General features: G+C 52.4%; 18 protein-coding genes and 1 pseudogene. 2 read left to right on the forward strand and 17 right to left on the reverse strand.

Features of this window, described 5'->3' with window-relative positions; genetic code table 11:
• Window positions 1-309: 309 nt before the first annotated feature.
• A complete protein-coding gene (locus OCH80_RS06965) occupies window positions 310-927 on the reverse strand; it encodes an LVIS_2131 family protein (protein ID WP_404539294.1) in 618 nt (205 codons plus the stop codon).
• A gap of 52 nt (window positions 928-979) precedes the next feature.
• Window positions 980-1,525: a hypothetical protein gene (locus tag OCH80_RS06970; RefSeq protein WP_404539297.1), complete on the reverse strand. Its 546-nt coding sequence runs from the start codon at window positions 1,523-1,525 to the stop codon at window positions 980-982.
• A 779-nt stretch (window positions 1,526-2,304) separates the two neighbouring features.
• Between OCH80_RS06970 and OCH80_RS06975 the strand changes: the two genes are divergently transcribed.
• Window positions 2,305-2,739 carry a hypothetical protein gene (locus OCH80_RS06975; RefSeq protein WP_206988768.1) on the forward strand — a complete coding sequence of 145 codons (435 nt, stop codon included), beginning with the start codon at window positions 2,305-2,307 and terminating at the stop codon, window positions 2,737-2,739.
• A 193-nt stretch (window positions 2,740-2,932) separates the two neighbouring features.
• Here the strand turns inward: OCH80_RS06975 and OCH80_RS06980 are convergent, their stop codons facing one another.
• The 9 genes from OCH80_RS06980 to OCH80_RS07020 all read right to left on the reverse strand — a co-directional run bounded on the left by OCH80_RS06980 (window position 2,933) and on the right by OCH80_RS07020 (window position 10,479).
• Complete coding sequence (locus OCH80_RS06980) at window positions 2,933-3,370, reverse strand: cupin domain-containing protein (protein WP_206988770.1); 438 nt, start codon at window positions 3,368-3,370, stop codon at window positions 2,933-2,935.
• A gap of 99 nt (window positions 3,371-3,469) precedes the next feature.
• Window positions 3,470-3,958, reverse strand: coding sequence for a threonine/serine exporter family protein (locus tag OCH80_RS06985; RefSeq protein ID WP_404539300.1), 489 nt, complete (start codon window positions 3,956-3,958; stop codon window positions 3,470-3,472).
• A gap of 2 nt (window positions 3,959-3,960) precedes the next feature.
• Window positions 3,961-4,740, reverse strand: a complete 780-nt coding sequence (locus OCH80_RS06990; protein ID WP_404539303.1) for a threonine/serine exporter family protein — start codon at window positions 4,738-4,740, stop codon at window positions 3,961-3,963.
• Window positions 4,741-4,768: 28 nt separating this feature from the next.
• Window positions 4,769-6,316 carry an ABC-F family ATP-binding cassette domain-containing protein gene (locus OCH80_RS06995; protein ID WP_404539306.1) on the reverse strand — a complete coding sequence of 516 codons (1,548 nt, stop codon included), beginning with the start codon at window positions 6,314-6,316 and terminating at the stop codon, window positions 4,769-4,771.
• 15 nt (window positions 6,317-6,331) lie between these two features.
• On the reverse strand, window positions 6,332-6,706 hold the full coding sequence (locus OCH80_RS07000) for a hypothetical protein (protein WP_404539309.1): 375 nt from the start codon (window positions 6,704-6,706) through the stop codon (window positions 6,332-6,334).
• A 125-nt stretch (window positions 6,707-6,831) separates the two neighbouring features.
• Entirely contained in the window at window positions 6,832-7,599 is a 768-nt protein-coding gene (locus OCH80_RS07005; RefSeq protein WP_404539366.1) for a response regulator, read from the reverse strand.
• The gene (locus tag OCH80_RS07010; RefSeq protein WP_404539312.1) at window positions 7,596-8,939 is read right to left on the reverse strand and encodes a sensor histidine kinase; all 1,344 of its coding nucleotides are present in this window, start codon (window positions 8,937-8,939) and stop codon (window positions 7,596-7,598) included. Before OCH80_RS07010 ends, OCH80_RS07005 begins: the two co-directional genes overlap by 4 nt.
• A gap of 113 nt (window positions 8,940-9,052) precedes the next feature.
• Window positions 9,053-9,202 (reverse strand): hypothetical protein, encoded by a 150-nt coding sequence (locus OCH80_RS07015; protein ID WP_404539315.1) that lies wholly within the window; start codon window positions 9,200-9,202, stop codon window positions 9,053-9,055.
• A gap of 131 nt (window positions 9,203-9,333) precedes the next feature.
• Window positions 9,334-10,479 (reverse strand): LCP family protein, encoded by a 1,146-nt coding sequence (locus OCH80_RS07020; protein ID WP_404539317.1) that lies wholly within the window; start codon window positions 10,477-10,479, stop codon window positions 9,334-9,336.
• A gap of 181 nt (window positions 10,480-10,660) precedes the next feature.
• Between OCH80_RS07020 and pepF the strand changes: the two genes are divergently transcribed.
• A complete protein-coding gene (pepF, locus tag OCH80_RS07025; RefSeq protein ID WP_404539320.1) occupies window positions 10,661-12,466 on the forward strand; it encodes an oligoendopeptidase F in 1,806 nt (601 codons plus the stop codon).
• Between the two features lie 397 nt (window positions 12,467-12,863).
• On the opposite strand, the gene OCH80_RS07030 is transcribed toward pepF, so the two are convergent.
• The 6 genes and pseudogenes from OCH80_RS07030 to OCH80_RS07055 form a co-directional block, all read right to left on the reverse strand.
• Complete coding sequence (locus OCH80_RS07030) at window positions 12,864-14,252, reverse strand: TcaA second domain-containing protein (RefSeq protein WP_404539368.1); 1,389 nt, start codon at window positions 14,250-14,252, stop codon at window positions 12,864-12,866.
• A 3-nt stretch (window positions 14,253-14,255) separates the two neighbouring features.
• Window positions 14,256-14,324: pseudogene (locus OCH80_RS07035) on the reverse strand (zinc-ribbon domain-containing protein); the annotation flags it as partial.
• A gap of 27 nt (window positions 14,325-14,351) precedes the next feature.
• Complete coding sequence (locus OCH80_RS07040; RefSeq protein WP_404539322.1) at window positions 14,352-15,194, reverse strand: DUF6574 domain-containing protein; 843 nt, start codon at window positions 15,192-15,194, stop codon at window positions 14,352-14,354.
• A gap of 178 nt (window positions 15,195-15,372) precedes the next feature.
• Window positions 15,373-16,170 carry a metal ABC transporter permease gene (locus tag OCH80_RS07045; protein ID WP_404539324.1) on the reverse strand — a complete coding sequence of 266 codons (798 nt, stop codon included), beginning with the start codon at window positions 16,168-16,170 and terminating at the stop codon, window positions 15,373-15,375.
• Window positions 16,170-16,823 (reverse strand): metal ABC transporter ATP-binding protein, encoded by a 654-nt coding sequence (locus OCH80_RS07050; RefSeq protein ID WP_154547902.1) that lies wholly within the window; start codon window positions 16,821-16,823, stop codon window positions 16,170-16,172. Before OCH80_RS07050 ends, OCH80_RS07045 begins: the two co-directional genes overlap by 1 nt.
• A gap of 22 nt (window positions 16,824-16,845) precedes the next feature.
• Window positions 16,846-17,637 (reverse strand): Cof-type HAD-IIB family hydrolase, encoded by a 792-nt coding sequence (locus OCH80_RS07055; RefSeq protein WP_404539328.1) that lies wholly within the window; start codon window positions 17,635-17,637, stop codon window positions 16,846-16,848.
• Window positions 17,638-17,818: the final 181 nt, after the last annotated feature.

The raw sequence follows: 17,818 nt of genomic DNA on the forward strand, positions 1-17,818 counted from the left end.
TCGTGCCCCGGAAAGTACCTAACTACGGCACTTTTCAAAAAATCGTGCCCCGGAAAGTACCTAACTACGGCACTTTTCAAAAAAATCGTGCCCCGGAAAGTACCCAACTACGGCACTTTTTAAAAATTCGTGCCCCGGAAAGTACCCAACTACTGACATTCTGCAAAAAGTGTCACACCACAATACCCAACTACTGACATTTTGCTAAAAGTGTCGCACCACAACACCCAACTACTGACATTTTGCTAAAAGTGTCATACTATACTACACAAAAAACGCTAAGCAAACAACTTTGCTTAGCGTTTAAGATTATTTCTTAATAAAAGACGTGTCGGGCACGCGGATCAAGAAGAAGCGGGTCGCCACCTTGCCAGCGTGCATTCCCAGCCCATTCTGGGCCGTATTCTTGTAGCGGGCAGTGTAGACGGCCACATAAGCCTTCTGGTAGCGGTCGTCCATCTGCTTCAGCTTGGCCAGCTTAAACGGAATCGTGCTGGCGGTCACGTTGATCGGGTTGTCCTCATAAGAGACGGTCGCCATCCGGCTAGGCACGGTATACTTGTGCCCCGCGGTGTAAAAAATATAGTTCTGGCTGGCGTTCTTGGTCTTTGAAGAATCGACCTTGACGTAGTAGTTCTTTGAGGCGCCTGGCTGCAGGATCAGGGACTGGTACTTGACCTTGGCGCTGATCCGGGCCTGGTCGTTTAAGTTCGGGTTGTCAAAAACCGACTGCCCCGCCAGCCAGCCCAAGGCCAGGCAAAAGATGGCAATCTCCGCAATGCTGATGGCGAGGTTGCCCCATTCAAAGCTATGGTGGCGTTCAATAATCATTCGCAGCCGCCGCTTGCGGATATTCTGCACAATGAAGGTCAGGTAGACGATCAAAGCCACCCAAAGGGCCACGCCCAAGACATTCCAGCTCCACATAATTGCTTACCTCCTATGCTAATTATAAGGGAAGGCGGCGGTAAAGCCCAATTTATTTTTTGCTGGACTTGGCTTTAGTCTCCTTCTTGGCAGCTTTTTCGGCTTCCTTGGCGGCCTTGGCAACTTCGCGGGCCGCCTTTTCATTTTCGCGGATCTGCTTGAGCTTCTCGCTCATGGCATCAGTCAACAGGTCCGTGGCCTTGTCCTCGTCAGCCACCAGCTCATCCCCCGTCAGCAAGAGGTCGATCCGGAACTTAGAGGCGTTGACGTACTCGCTGGCCGTCTCAAAGTAGACCTTGACCGGCACTTCTTCCTCATTTTCGAAAAAGTTGATCAGCTTCTTGTAGTTGGCCAGGGGCAGGTTGATGATATTGGTCTCCAAGGCAAAAGTAATCGGGTTCTTCCCTTCCAAAACCAGCTGGACCTGCATCAAAGATCCCTTTTTCAAGGCCAGGGCGACTTCGTGGACCATTTTTTCCGCGTGAACGCGCAGCTTGCTCTTGCTTCTGGACACGTCAGCGTACTTGATGGTCTCCATGTCGGACAAGTATTCTTGCTCTTCAATTGCTTTAGTAATCTCGTTTAAGTTGATTTTCATGGTCATCATGTCCTAACTTGCTATCAAATTCTCTACCTACCTTAGCGAAAAAAGCTCAATTGTGCAAGGACATCAGCTGAAGGGCGGGATTTTTTCATGAAAAAAGAACCGGCCATGCGACCGGCTCTTATTAGGATTAATAGGAAATATAGGTATGACGCCAGACATCGCCTGACTATCATCGCCGCGGGCAAAAAACATGGGGAAAAGATCTGCCCGCGGGGAAATAGAGCCACTTGTCATAAGCAGGCCTCTATCACGCTGTCATTCTAACATATCTCCTTAGCACTGTCTTTCATAACGTAGAGTATTTAATTATTTAAGGGCTGGTTCTTGAAAAGTTAAATAATTAATCCAAAAATTTTACAAAGCAGCGGCAAGCGAGTATAATAAATCATCGACGAGTCGAGGAAAACGCAAAGGTGCGTATTTTTGAGATAGAGGGCATCAGGCCTTTGGCCAGACGCGGGAAGCGTCGATGCTGACACACCCTTGATGTGAACGAGAAGGAGTCACATTTGCCGCTTGGCAAGTGCCTTGAGTAAGCCGCCGGAAGCTTAATTGCTTCTGGCGGCTTTTTTGTTTGGCCAGCGCGGCGCGCCAGCTCTTTTTGGCTTATTTATTCAACTGATTTAAGCCAAATCGTACCATCTTGTGACTGGTATGAGCCATCATCTGACATCCCTCACCTGCTGCTATCCTACTTCGTTTCCGGCCAAATAAAAGCGATTTTTTTAAAGTCGTTGTAAAATATTCAGTAAATAATGGAGGGAGAAAAAATGAAAACAATCAAGCAGCTCTATCATGAGCACAAGATCATTACGCTGATTCTGACCTCGCCAGTGTGGCTCTTTGTCCTTTTTTCCGTATTGTTTACGGCAAACGAGATCTACAAATCGACCCAAGAAGGCGTGGTAACGGAAGTTCTGAATCAGACCCTGCCTAAGCACGGCTACAGCGACCTGTACTACCTCAACCAGGTCAAGGCCGACAGCCATTTCGGCATGGGGACGACCTATGTCAGCAGCTTCTCAACCAAGCGGACAGTCAAAAAGAACCAGGCTCTCTTCGCCAAATCTGGCAAGAAGGTGGACAAAGGCGATGCTAACCTGCCTTATTACAAAGAAGTCACGGTCCGCCGGAATGGCATGGGCTGGAAAGTTACCGTCTCTGACTCAATCGGCCAAGAAGAAAGCAGCTATAACGTGAAATAAGCTCCAATGTCCTCATTGAATTTGGGCGCTCATCTAATTTAGATGAGCGTTTTTGTTTTGGGCAATCGAATGTAGGAAAATTGCGGCAGTTGGGCACTTTTCGGGAACCGAGCTGCGCCAGCAAACGCGGCAGGGCAATCCGCCTTGAATAAGCACAAAAAAAGCACGTGAACAACTCACGTGCTTAAATCAATTATTCGTTCGACCCTTCCAGTGGCCCTTCTTTGGCAATCGCGTCTTCCTTGGTCGACTCAGTCGTGCCGTGCGCGTGCTTTACTGGCGCGTAAAGGCTGAAGCACTTCATCGGCTCGTCGCCAGCGTTGGTCACGTTGTGCCAAGTGTTGTCCGGGATAAAGACAGCTTCCCCAGCGTGAACGATCTTGTCCACGGTCAGCTTGTCCTTCTCCTTGCCCAGCTGCACGCGGCCGGTCCCGCTCACCAGGTAGATGAACTGGTCATTGTCGTGGTGAATCTCCAAGCCAATGTCGCCGCCGCCAGCCGGGATGCACATCAGGGTTACCTGGAAGTGGTCCCCGGTCCACAAAGTTTCACGATACTTTTCATTTTCTAAGGCAGCCTGCCGTAAATCCAAAGCACATGGAGCAGGTCCATAGTCCTTCAATTCTAACATGACAAAACACCTCTTTATAAAAAAATGTAAGCGTTTTACTTGCTGACAACTTAAGTCTAACACTTTTTGGCCAGCATACAAGCCTGAATGCTGGCGGACCTATTCTTTCTTTTCTCGGACATGAATCCGCCGCAAGTGCTTGACCATCGCTTCCTGAAACATGGTCGACAGCAAGACCCCTAAGGCAATGGAGGCCGTCACGATCGCCACCCGCTGAACTTCCTGCTGGGCTTGCGGCAGATTGCCGTCCAGCAGGCTCCTGACCGCCATATAGGCCGGCGCCCCTGGCACCAAGGGAACCAGGCCCGGCACGCTGAACAAGAGAGCGGGACACTTTTGCCAGTGGGCCAAAAGGACGGACAACAGGCCCACGGTAAAGGCCCCCAGCATGTTCGACAGCATCCGGCCCAAACCGGCCCGGTCAGCAAACCAGTAGACCATCCACCCGGCCATGCCGCAGATCCCGCTCCAATTGATCACCCGGTGGGGAATATTGATGGTCAAGGCAAAACCGATCGTCGCGATCAGCGAGAAGGCCAAGTTGATGACCAGGTCAAAGAAGGTAAAGTTGACGTGCATCCCAAACATAGTCAGGCTCCTAAAAACTTGATGACAATCCCGACCCCGCCGCCTAAGGCGATGGCCGTCAGCGCGGCTTCGCACATGCGCACGATCCCTGAGACCAGGTCCCCCTGAAACAGGTCGCGCAAAGCCGTGGTCAGGGCCATGCCTGGCACCAAAGTCATCAGGGCCCCAACCAGGATATTGTTGATGTTGCACGGCGGGTACAGGTGGTTGATCCCAATCGCGATCATCCCCATGACCATGGCCGACACCATCTCTGACAAAAAGCGGACATTGGTATGCTGGGAGAACCGGTAGTTCACCAAGTAGCCGCATCCCCCGACCAGACAGGAGGCCAGCATATCGGCCCAGGCATACTTGCCCAAAAAGATGACCATCAAGGTCCCGCTCAGCAGGGCCGCCCCCAGTACCTGCAGCCACAAGGGAAAAGTCGGCACCTGCTTTTCCACCTGGGCCAATTTTTCCTCCAGCAGCTTCAGGCTGATCCGCTTGTCCGCGAACTCCCTTGACAGCTCATTGACCCGGTCGACCAGCTCCAGGTTGATGGCCCGCTTTTTCACGGATTCCAGCTCCGTGACCGTGCTGGCCACCCCATTGTCCAGGCTGACGAAAATCCCGGTCGGCGAGGCAAACACGTTGACCTCCCGGATTCCGGCGTTGACCGCGATCCGGCGCATGGTATCCTCGACCCGGTACATTTCACTCCCGCCCGCCAGCATCAAGCGGCCGGCCTTCAAACAAATGTGCACCACCCGTTGGGTGTATTCGGCTTGGGTTTCGTTCATTGGCTTTACCTGCTAAAAAAATCCCCGCTTATTCCTGGGCCATGGCCTCGATGTCCACGACCTTGTCGATCCAGTCGCCCCTGAAGAAGTCGCGCTCGTGGCTGACCACGATGACCCCGCCAGGGAAGTCGATAATCGCCTTTCTCAAGCTGTCCTTGGTCTCATTGTCCAAGTGGTTGGTTGGCTCGTCCAAAAAGAGCAGGTTGGCCGGCTCAAACTGCATCTTGGCCAGCTTGACCTTTTCCTGCTCGCCCCCGGACAATTCCTTTAAGGGACTCATGACCAGCTGGGCCGTCAAGCCCATCCGGGCCAAGGCCTGGCGCAATTCTTTCGGCTTTTTCCGCTCAAATTCATTGGACAGATACTGCAGCGGGGTCATGTTCTGGTTGGGCCAGGTCAGATCCTGCTTGAAGTAGGCCAATTTGACCGTGGAAGAGATCTCAAAGCCGCCATAGATTGGCTTGATCTGCCCCAACAGGGTCTTGAGCAAGGTAGTCTTGCCGATCCCGTTGAAGCCAGTGATGGCCACTTTTTCCCCATTGCCCACGGAGAAGTTGAAGGCTTCCTTGACCAGGGCCTGGTCGTAGCCGATTACCAAATCCTGGGTCTGCAAAAGCAGGTTGGAAGCCGTCTCCACGTAAGGGAACTGGAACTTGGCCTTTTTGCCCGTCTGCGGCGGGGTCAGCTTGTCCATCCGGTCCAGGAGCTTTTGGCGGGACTTGGCGCTTTTGGCCCGGGTACCGGCCTTATTTTTTCTAATATAGGCTTCAGTCTTGGCAATCTGCCGCTGCTGGTTGGCATAGGCCTTCATGTAAGTCTGCCGGTTGGCCTCTTTCTGCCGCATGGCCTGCTTCAAGGTCCCAGTGTAGCGGGTGATGGTCCCAAAGTCGATATCGATGATGCAGTTGGTGATCCGGCCTAAAAAGTCGTAGTCGTGGCTGACGACGATAAAGGCTCCTGGGAAGTCGTTCAGATAGTTGACCAGCCAGTCGATATGGCTGACGTCCAAATAGTTGGTCGGTTCGTCCAAGACCAGGACCTGGGGCCTCTGCAAGAGCAATTTGGCCAGGATGATCTTGGACCGCTGGCCGCCAGAGAGCTTGGCCACGTCATGGTCATAGCCCAAATCCGCCAAGCCTAAACCGCTGGCCACGCGCTCGATTTCCGTGTCCAGATCGTAAAAATTGCTTTCTTCCAGGTTGGTCTGGATCTTCCCAGCCTTCTCCAGCAGCTGGTCATCCCCGCTGGCCGCGTAGTCCGCGTACAGCTGGTTCAAGCGGGCCTCTTGCGCGTACAGGTGGTCAAAAGCCGTGCGCAGGAACTCGCGGATCGACAGGCCAGGCGTCAGCTTGGCGTACTGGTCCAGGTAGCCGACCGTGACCTTGTTCTGCCACTTGACCTGGCCGTCGTCTGGGAGGATCTCCCCCGTCAGGATCTTGATCAAGGTGGACTTGCCAACCCCATTTTGCCCCGTGACCCCCATGTGGTCCTCTTTGTTCAGGACAAAGCTGGCGCCCTCATACAAGGTCTTTTCCGCGAAGCCTTGGCTCAAATTATCGACTGTCAGTAAACTCAAAGTTCTGTTTCCTCTCTATAAGTGGAAGTTTTCCGCGTTGTCGCGCTCTTTTTCATATTTTTTCAAAATTTTTAAAATTTTCGGCCAGAGGCAGCGGGGAGCCACCAAGTTGAGGTGGTCGCTGGCAACCTTGAAGTAGCTCTGCCGCATCCCCGTCAGCTTGGCCAGGAACTCGTCATCCATGTGGTACTTGTCCGCGATGCGCTGTACTTCCGCAATAGCGTATTCCGTGTAGCTGGAGCTGGCCCCCACCAGGATGAAGCCGATCACGCCCCAGATGACTGACTGGGCGGTGGTCATGGCAAAGGAATGCAAGCAGATGTAAACCATGGCAATGAAGGTCAGGGCACCCGCGATGGCCCCGTAGATGTATGGATAGTAACGTTTCATTGAAAAATTCCCCTCTCAAATTCTAAGAACTATCTTAACGTATTTTGGCCCTGGTTTAGTAGCAAAATTATTGCTGAAAGGGAAAAAATAAGGCCTGGCACTGGAAATTCTCCAGGCTGGGCCTTCTATCTCTCTTGAAAAAGCTGACGCACCTTCCGGCTGTTTCTGGTCGAGAAATAGCGGACGTCGCCGGTGATGAAGGTCAGCTTTTTCTCCTTCAAATCGACTTCTTTGACGTTGGCGGGGTTGATGACGCAGGATTCGCTGACCTGCACCAGGGCCGGGTACTTCTGCGGCAGTTCCTTCAGCTTGCCGATGAATTCCGCCCAGCCGGTCGTCTTAACCAGGCGCAGCTTGTGGGGAACCGGCGTCGTCTCCACGTAAACCACATCCCCCATGCTCATGTTTCTGACGTCATGGCCGAATCGGTAGCTAAAAGTGTTTTTCTGAATATAGCGGTACTTGGCGATCGCGTCCACCGCCTGCTCCAGAGAGTAGGTCACGTTTCGGCGCAAGTCGTCCGCGTTGCCGTTTTTGACGATAAAATTGCTGGCCCCCAGCCGCCTTTGAAAGGTCAAAAAAGCCATATCCTGGTGGCTGGTCACGAAAATCAGCTGGGCCTTGGGGTCCTGCTTCTTGATGATCTCGCCCAAGTCCAGGCCGTTTTGCTCGTCCAGCTTCTTGCCGATTTCAATATCCAAAAAGTAGATGCCGGACGTGAGCGGCTTTTGGGTCAAAAAATCCAGGGCCTCATCGTAGCTGCCCGCCGCCTTGACGACGGCAAAGTCCAGCTCTTCTTCATCACTTAAAATAATCTGCGCCCGCTTGATGCAGTCCTTGATCAGGGCAATCTGGTCAGGCTCATCGTCGCAGATAAAAACCGGATACTTTATTTTTCTCCCTCCTTCAGAACCATCAGACTAAATGTAAAATCGTTGCCTGTCGTATCTATATCAACAATCATTTGCCCAGCATATTTGTTCACGATCTCCAAGGCGTTGCTTAAGCCCAGGCCGGCATGCTGGTCCTTGCTCGTGTAGCCTGGCTCAAAAATGTGCGGCGACGGGATATTGTCCGTCTTGTTCTTGATGACAAATTCGAAATCGCCGTTTTCCTGGTAGAACATGGCTTCAATCCGCGCGTCCTTTAAGCCGCTGCTGGCCTCGATGGCATTGTCAAAAGAAATCCCGATAACCCGGACCAGGTCCATTTTTTCCATTTCAGAGACCAAAGGCAGGTGGTCGATGTCCTTCTGGCAGCTGAAGCGGTAGGGAATCCCCTGATCGTAGATTTTCGACAATTTGGTAATTACGATGCTTTTAAGCAAATCATCATGGATATGATTGACGTCTTGAAACTTGGCCAGGGCATGCTCGTCAAAGTTTTCCCTTGAATACTCGTTTAGCTTCTCCAAAAGCTGCTGGGAGTCGTTTTGGGCCGCTGCCAGCTTGAGGCTGCTCAAAATATTGCGATAGTCATGCTTGAAGCGGCGCAGCCGGTCCTCATCCTGCTCCAAAGAAGCCGCGTAGCTCTTCAGCTGCTGGTTGGACTCATAGAGCTGGCGGTTCTGCGCTTGCAAGTGCCGCTCTTCGGCTTCGTTTAAAAGGGCGGTCTGATTTTTGATGCTGAGACTAAAGCTGAGCACGGCATAGATGCCTTGAACGGCCAAGATACCCAAGAGGATCGCCAGGCCAACCGACACCTTCTTCACCTGCATCCCGACGACGTATGCAAAAATTGTCGAGACATACAGGTAGGCCAGCAGAAACAAGCAGTTTGTCTGATAGCGGACGTCGCTGATATATTTGCGGATTTTTGGCAAAAGCGGCCATGCGAGCAAAAAGCCAGCCAGCAGGACGAGCAAGTCAATCCACAAGCTGGCCGCAAGAGTTTCCGCAAAAGACCAGCTGATGATGTTTACTATAATGTCTTCTAGCAAACCAAGGATGCCAATGATCAAGGCCGAGCTTACTGCCTGCTTGACCTTTTTGCCTTTGATCTGGGTTAAAACCAAGAGGATCAGCTCAAAAATTTCAAAAGGAAGGTCAATGAAATAGGACGGAACCGATTCAATTGTGATCCCGTCAATCACGCCAATGAGCCAGATACCCAAAAACATCGCCCAAGCCCGGCGGCTAGCGGGCCGCTGGTCAAGCAGCCGCAAAAAAAGTGCTATCTTAATCGCTGGTGTCAGCATCATGGTGCCGGCATCAAGCAGATACAATAAAATCATCTATCCATCCTGTCTTCGCTTCGTCCGTTTACCGTTTCCATAATACAGCAAAAAGCGCAACTGAGTTGCGCCTTTAAAAATAACGCTAATTGCCTTGGGCAAAAGCGGACCAGCTACTTGAACAAGTTGTCAAAAAAGCCGTAAAAGCTGCCGTGAATGGTGTGAAAGCAGATTAAGCTGCGGCGGACGTCACCTTTTTTGTCCACGACCTCTTTTGCCTTCTTCATCTGCAGCTTTAAAATTTCATCAATCAAATGTTCCATTTTTCTGCCTCCTTTTGTCAATAGTCTAGCCTTTCTCCTTTGCTTTTTGGCTAAACAGTCATCATCGGGCAAAAAAGGCTCATAAGCGCAAAAAAATACCCCTAGCTAAGCTAGAGGCATGATTGGCATCACTACCAAGAATCCGAGTTTCTTGGCGTAACGGAATTGGCATCATAGATCGTGTAATCGGTAAAGGTATCGCTCTTGGAGAAGTCGATCCCGTTATAGGACTCGTTCAGACTGTTCTGCCGGGTTTCCTGGTTGGCTAGGGTCTGAGTCGCCAGGCCCAGGCTCTTTCTCAGCTTGTCCGACCACTTCTGCAATTCCGCGGTTGAGGCAATCTGGAAGCTGGTCCCGGAGATCATCGCGTCGTGCCCTTGGATGTAGCCGCTGGTCACGTTTCTGGCCGCGCCTCGGTAGTTCAAGGCCAGACTGGTCATGTCGCCAAAAGTCAGGTCCGTCTTCACGTATTTGGCAAAAATTTTCAGCAGCTTCTGGTAGTTGGCCAGGCCGTTGACGCTCAAGGCCTTCTTCAACACGGCCTGAATGATCTGCCTTTGCCGCATCTGCCGGCCATAGTCCCCCTTAGGGTCGTCATAGCGCATGCGGGCATAGGCCACGGCATGGCGGCCGTTAAGGTGCTGCTTGCCCTTATGGAAATCGCACCAGTCATAGCTGAAGCTGAACGGAACCTGCACGTCGACCCCGCCCAAAGCGTCAACCAGGCTCTTCAAAGCCTTCATGTTGACCTCCAGATAGTAGTCGACCGGCACGTTCAACAAGGCAGAGACCGTCTTCACGGACCCGTGGCTGCCCCCGAACTGGTAAGCCGAGTTGGCCTTAAACATGAAGTAGCTCTTCGCGCTCGTCTCCCCCAGGATCTCCGTCAAAGTGTCCCGCGGAATCGAAGTCATCGTGGCCTTCTTGGTCTGCGGGTTGGCAGTCACCAGAATGATGGTGTCCGAATTGCCTTGGTCATGGCGTCCCTCAATCCCCTGGTCCACCCCTAAAACCAAGATGGAAATCGGCTTTCGGGCCGCGATCTTGGCGCTGGTCGCGGTGTTCGTGTTCCCCTGGCTCATCCGCGACACGGTCGCGTGCAGGGTAAAGTAGGCATGTGCCCCCCAAGTAGCCGCGACCAGGACTAGGAAGGTCAAGACCAGACCAAATACCGCCCCCCTGCGGCGCGGCTTGTCAATCAGGTCTGCCTTGACCAGAGTCACGTTGCGGAAAAGCTTGTCTGTCGTCTTGTGGCGCTGCCGGTTTCCATTATCCATCAATCGCCGTTTCCTTCCTAAATCCTAATCAATCAAAAAATATTTTCTCACTTATTTCCCGTAAGATAAACTAAAAGCAGGCAATGTTTATAGTATCTTATTTTTTAGGCAGAAACACGCGAATGTAGTAGAATACAAGCATATTGAGGAAAAAACTGCAATTAGAAAAGAGGAATCATTTATGGAAATTCCAACCCGCGACCAAGTCCCAGTTCAAGACACCTGGGACCTGACCCGCATCTATCCAGACGACGCGGCCTGGGAAGCCGACGGCAGCGCCTTGGCCAAAGACATCGCCGCTATCGCCCACGTCGCTGACGGGCTGACGGATAACGGCACCGCCCTGTACGAGGGCTTGAGCAAGATTTTTGCCCTGGACCGCCGCTTGTCCAAATACTATTCTTACGCCACTTTAGCTTCTGACGTCGACACCAGCAACCAGCACTACTTGGGCTATGCCGCCAAGGCCCAGACCCTGGCCAGCGACTACCAGGCCCAGATCTCCTTCTTGGAATCAGCCATCCTGGCCTTGTCCGGGGAAGAACTGGCTGAGTGCTACCGGCAAGAGCCGCGCCTGGAAGACTACCGCCACTTTTTGGACAAAATCCGGACCCAAAGCGCCCACGTCCTGTCCGCCAAGGAAGAAGCCGTCTTCTCCCAAGCCAGCGACGCCTTGGCCTCTTCCACCAATACCTTCAACGTCCTGTCCAATTCCGACCTGGAATTCCCTTACGTTGAAGACGAAGACGGCCAGGCCATCCAGCTGACTGACGGCAGCTACAGCATCTTGATCCAGTCCCAGAAGCGGGAAGTCAGAGAAGATGCCTTCGGGGCCCTCTACTCCAGCTACGCCCAGTTTGAGAATACTTTTGCCTCAACCTTGGCCGGCGTGGTCAAGGCCCACAACTTCAACGCCCAGGTCCACCGCTACCCGGACGCCAGAAGCGCGGCCTTAGCCGCCAACAACGTTCCCGTCGAGGTCTACGACCAGCTGGTGGCCAGCGTCCATGACCACCTGGACCTGCTCCACCGCTACGTGGCCTTGCGCAAGGAAATCCTTGGCCTGGATGACCTGCAGATGTGGGACATGTACGTGCCGATCACCGGCAAGCCATCCCAGACTTACAGCTTCGCTTCTGCCAAAAAGATCGCCAAAACTGCCCTGGCGCCGATGGGGCAGGATTACTTAAAGCACGTGGACTACCTGTTCAACAACCGCTGCATCGACTTCGTCGAAAACCGCCACAAGCAAAGCGGGGCTTACTCCGGCGGGGCCTACGACACTGACGCCTACGAGCTGATCAACTGGCAGGACGACCTGGACTCCCTCTACACCCTGGTCCACGAGACGGGTCACTCCGTCCACAGCATGTACACCCGGGAGACCCAGCCTTACGTTTACGGGGACTACCCGATCTTTTTGGCCGAAATTGCTTCAACGACCAACGAAAACCTGCTCACCAACTACCTGCTGGACCACACGGAGGACCCAAAGGAAAGAGCCGCCCTGCTCAACTACTACCTGGACTCCTTCAAGGGGACCGTCTATCGGCAGACCCAGTTCGCGGAATTCGAGCAGTTCATCCATGAAAGCGACCAAAACGGGCAGCCGCTGACGGCCGACTTTTTGAACGGCAACTACGGGGACTTGAACCAGGCCTACTACGGGGAGGCCATGACCCCAGACAGCGACATCGACAAGGAATGGGCCCGGATTCCCCACTTCTACTACGACTTCTACGTCTACCAGTACGCTACCGGCTTCGCGGCCGCGACCGCTTTGGCCAACAAGGTGTCCTATGGGAGCGACCAGGACCGGGCCAACTACCTGGGCTTCCTGAAGTCCGGCTCCTCCGCCTTCCCGCTGGAAACGATGCAAAAGGCCGGCGTGGACATGACCAAGGCCGACTACCTGGAAGACGCCTTCGCGACTTTCGCGCGGCGCCTGGACGAATTCACCGACCTGATCAAGGGCCTGCACAAGTAAGCCTGGCTTAAAAGCTTAAAGACAAAAAAGCTGCTCTCCAATTGCGCGCGGAGAGCAGCTTTTGTTATGCGATTTATTAATTTTGATGCTTATGCTTATTTACTATAACTGAAATTTAATCCCTTAATGAAGTTAACTCACATTCAGATAACTCCTTCTATAAGTATTTTTCACAAGGATTATTGTACATGAAGGCGCTTGAAAATTCATGTGAACATTGATTCAAAATGTTGATATATCAGCGTCCATACTTGAATTTATTTCACAATGTTTTTGTTTGCTAAAAGAAGGATCCAAAAAAGCCCCGCTATTGCGGGGCTCTATATATTTTTTCACAAACTTGTTTGTTAACAAGGTTGCCTCTATTGCTCGGCAAAAAAAGATTTAAAAAATTTTGCTATTTAGCGTTAGGCGTACCTAATTTTTCCAAAACGTAGTCGCCGTCGCTGTCCTTGCTGATGATCCCGTTATGGTAAGTGTCAGTCACGCTGGTGTCATCCTTGTCACCGGTGTAAGAGAGGTTGTGGGTGACCTTGTAGTTGACGTAAGTCTTGCCGCTACCGGCCGGGCTGGTAGACAGGACTTTGACGACTTCGTTGTAATCGGAGACTGAGTCAGAGTCATCCCAGTTGTCGTGCAGCTTCTTGATGCTGAGGTAGCCGGTATTGCTGCTGCCGTTGACCCAGTCTTTGCTGTCGTTGTCATCCCAAATATCCTGGAGGAGGTCTTCAGCGTCTTCGCTGCTTGCTAGGCCTGGCCAGGACGGGGTCAGGACCCAGCTGCCGTTGACAGCCTTGATTTGGTCGCTGCTATCGTCATCACTAAAGTCATAGTCATCGTCACTGTCATTTTCCTGGTCAGCTGGGGTAGTCACGTACTGGTCAAAGTCGTGGATCGTATCTGACTTGCCGATACCGGACTTTTTCACGTAGAGGTTCATCCCTGACGTGATCTGGTAGTCCTTGAAGCTGGCCTGGCCCTTGTCGTCCAGGTCGGCCACCTTCTTGTCGTTGATGTAGACTTCCCCGTTAGGCACGCTGCTGACCTTGAAGCTGCCCGTGGTGATGTTCAGGCTGACCTGGTGGTTGCTGAAGAGGTCCAGCTTAACCGGGCTAGGTGAAATGGTCTTCCCGCTCAAGTTGGCTGAAACTGAGAAGGTATAGCGGCCAGCGATTACCGGGTCCAGCTTCTTTTGGTAGTAGTCACCAGACGCAGACAGCTTGCCCACGTCTTTCCCGTTCATCTTGATCGTGGAATTTTTGTGGTTGGTCACGACCGTTGGCGAATAAGTTTTGACCATGAGCTTGTATTTCGGGAAAAGGAAAAAGTAGTGGCCATCCTCGCCTAAAGAAACAGAGTCCTTGAAGCTGGCATCAAGTTCTTCCTGATTCTTCCACTTACTGCCCAGGTTGTTAGCCTTGGTCTGGTTGGCCTTGTAGTATGTTTGCAGCGGCCGTACGCTCTTCTTGGTCAGCTGGAAGCTGCTGTCGTCAGTTTTAACGTAAGGCGACAGATCCTGGCTTGGGTCCTTCAGCGCGCTGATGATTCTGTCGATCTGTTTGTCCTTGGCGTAGTAAGACTTACCAAAGCCGTAACCAGCCAAAAGGACCAGCAAGACAGCAGCGGTGATCAAGATTGGCTTCTTCCACTTCCGGGTCTGCTTGAGGTTGGCCCGCTTTTTGACGGTTTTAGCTGGCTTAACAGGTTGAACTTGCTGGACTGGTTGAACTGGTTGAACCTGCTGGACTGGCTGAGTTGGCTGAGTTGGCTGTGCCGGTTTAACCAACTTTTCCCCGCATTTGGCGCAGAAAGTGGCATTAGCTTGGTTTGGGGCGCCGCATTTAGCGCAGTAGATCATTTTTGCTTCCTCTCACTTCGATACATCTTAGTAACTATTGCCAAGCAGCGAGTTAACCTCCTGATTAGCGACAGACGCGATCTTGGACACGAATTCCTTGAAGAACATGTTGACCACAATCATAACTATAATCAAAACAATGATTGAGATCACAAGCGCGAACTGCATCTGGTCGATTTTTTCCGCCTTTTCTTCCAGCAAAACATAAATCAAAGCAAGGAAGCCAACGACTGCCGTCATACTGAGCGCAATTTCCTGCAGGACCAAGCTGCCCGTCAAAGCAAAAAGCCAGAACAAAACATTCAAGATCAAACTGTAAGCCGATAAGTGAGCATACCGGTTGAGATATCCCAAAAAGTCAAATTCAGACTTGGCAAAACGCTTCATGGCAAAGTAGTTGATAGCCAAAACTACCACTTGCCCCAGCACGACACTGATTATTACATACGAAGAGAAGCTAGACTTTAACTCAGTAATAACCGATGAAAAATATGGGTATTTTGTTATTAATGAACTAGCCAGCTTGTTCATGCCCGTAAGCCCTGCCAATATGAAAAACAGGTCTTCCAAAATCAAGGTCGTCAAGCCGTACCACTTTTCAGCGGCCACCGCCTCAGCCGGCTTCTTCCAAGCATGCAGCAGCCACTGCCAGTATGCGAACAGCACATTTTTAGCTTGGCCGCTGGCCTGACTGTCAGCCTGACCTTCCGCTTTCACTTCAGCTTCCTGTACAGGTGCTGCTTTTGGTTCAGGCACTGCTGGGGCAGGCTTTTCCTCGCTTACCGCTACTTGGCGCAGGTCAGTTCCGCAATTAGTACAGAAATTGACATTTGCTCCCATTTCAGCGTGACAATTCGGACATTCTTTCATCTTAGCCCTCCACTTTTATAAAAAATTAATACTTTTAAGGGAAATATAACATATAAAAGCAGGCTTTTTCAAGATGATAATAAACTATTTTTAGGGAATTATATTAGCAAAATAAAATACACAGTTTCCCAAAAGCGCAGAGACCGTGTATTGATGATTATTAAAATTCTATATTTGCTTACGCCCGCTTCTTTCTGGCGTGAGTGAAGTAAACCAGCAGGTAAGCCGTTACCTCAATTACTGAAATGAAAAAGGTGACCGGCCAGTTGGTAATGTAGCCCAGGATCAAGCCGGACCAAACCCCAAACAGGGCCAAGCCAACCGACCAGCCCAGCATGCTGGGGATGGACCGGCCCAGGTAGCGGGCGGTGGACGACGGCATGGTCAGCAGGATGAAGACCAGCATGGAGCCCACGACCTGTGAGCCGATCGACACGGCCATGGCCAGGGCAACCAGGAAGGCGACCCCGACCAGGCCCGTGTTGATGTGGTGGGCCTGGGCGCCGATGTGGTCAAAAGAGTCGTAGTTGAGCTGGCGCTGGATCGAGAAGATGATCAAGAGCACGACCACGGACAAGACGACCAGCTGCAGGACGCTTTTTGGACTGACCCCAATGATGGAGCCAAACAGGATGTCCGTGGCGTAGGAGCTGGCGGAGTCGGACAAGGAGAGGAACAAGACCCCCAGACCGACGAAGAAGGCGGAGATGGCGGAAATCGCGGACTCCTTCTGCTCGCTTCTGATCGACAGCTCCCCGACCCCGATTGAGCCCAGAAGGGCAAAAATCAGCATCCCCGTCAAAGGCTGCATCCCCATCAAGACGGCAAAGGCCGCGCCGGCGAAGCCGATTTCCGACAAGGTGTGGGCCAAAAAGCTGAAATTGCGGGCGACGACGTAGACGCCGACCACCCCGCAGGTGATGGCGATGAAGGTCGCTGCCCAAAAGGCATTGCGCATGAACTCGTAAGCAAACATCAGTTGAAACTCTCCTTAAAATCTTCCATCTTCCCCTGGCGAATGGTCCCGTCGCTCAGGTACAGGTAGTCTTTCATGTAGCGGCGGGCCAAGGGGATGTCGTGGGTGACGAACAAGACGGTCATCCCGTGCTCGCGGTTCAGGTGCTGGATCAGGTTCATCAATTCTTCCTTGGCTTTGGGGTCCAGGCTGGCCGTGGCTTCATCCAGGATGATGAAGTTGGGCTTGTCCAAAAGGGCCTGGGCCAGGTAGGCCCGCTGCTTTTGCCCGCCGGACGCCTCGCCCATCCGGGTCTTGGCCAGGCCTTTCAGGTGGGTCTCCTGAAGAATGTGGCTGACTTCCTGCTTGACCTTGGCGCTCTTAAAGACCGGGGTGTTCAGCTCGATAAAAGACTGGATCGACAGCGGGTAGTCCGGGTCGATGTTTCTGAACTGGGGCACGTAGCCGACCCTGATGTCGTCAGCCATTTCGAAGTAGCCCTTGGCTGGGCTGAGCATCCCCAGCAGGATCCGCACCAGCGTGGTCTTCCCGGCCCCGTTTGGGCCCAGGAGCGCGGTCATGGAGCCCTCTTCCAGGGAGAAGTTCAGCTTTTTAAAAATTTCGTGGTCATCAAATCTCATTGTCAGATCGACAACGTTTAAGGCTTTGGCCATTATTTTTCCTTTCTAGTCTTGCCTAGCTCAACAATTCCAGCATCTTGTCCTGAACGGCGCTGTCTTCGCTGGAGCCAATGATTGCCGTCGCGGCCCGCTTGGCTTCCGGCAAGGCACTGGCCGTCGCGTAGCTGGTTCCGGCATATTCCATCATCGCCACGTCGTTGCCCCCGTCGCCAAAGGCCACCATCTCGCTTGGCGAAATGTTGTAGCGCTGGCCCAGGAGCTTGAGGCCGACGGACTTGTTCATGCCGACCTTGCTGATGTCGACGGCCGTGTCCGACCCTGCCACCATGTCCAGGCTGGGGAACTCGCGCTTGAGCTTCTTGGCAAAATCCGAGGACTCGCCAGGCTTGGTGGACAGCGTGTACTTGAAGAAGCGGTCGTCAATTCCCTCGTAGCTGTCCAGCATGGTCAGCTTCTCGAAGAACTGGGTCAGGTAGCGGTAGTACTCGTCCCCGTAGCTCTTCAGGCTGTAGGCGCTGTGCACCCCGCCCCAGACGCTGGGCCGGCCGGCGTACTTTTTTTCAATCTGCTTCATCGTGCGCATTTCATCAGGGTCCAGGTCCACGATGTTCAGGACTTCCCGCCCTTTCAAGACAAAGGACCCGTTTTCTGCCACGAAATACATTTCAGGCAGGTATTCCTTAGGGAAGCGGGTGAGCAGGTTGTAGTACTGGTTGCCAGATGCCACGACGAACTTGACCCCCTGCTCCCGGCACAGCTGCATGATTCGCGCGAACTTTGCCCGGTCATAAGTCTTTTGGGCCGTCAGCCAGGTGCCATCCATGTCGGTTGCCAGCAATTTTATCATTTTTTCTCGTCCTTCCTAACTGCTTTTTCGCTAAAAGATCTTTAACGTTATAGAATACCAAAATTTCGCCTTCCTTGCAAAATTGCGGCTGTCGTGGGCTATGTTTGACGTGGTCGGGGATGAGATGGCTTAGTTGGGGACTTTTTAGGGATGGATTTCGTGATTTTAGCTTTAGTTGGGG

Origin of the sequence: Lactobacillus sp. 23-2, from assembly GCF_044902225.1 — a bacterium.
Taxonomy (GTDB): Bacteria; Bacillota; Bacilli; order Lactobacillales; family Lactobacillaceae; genus Lactobacillus; species Lactobacillus absianus.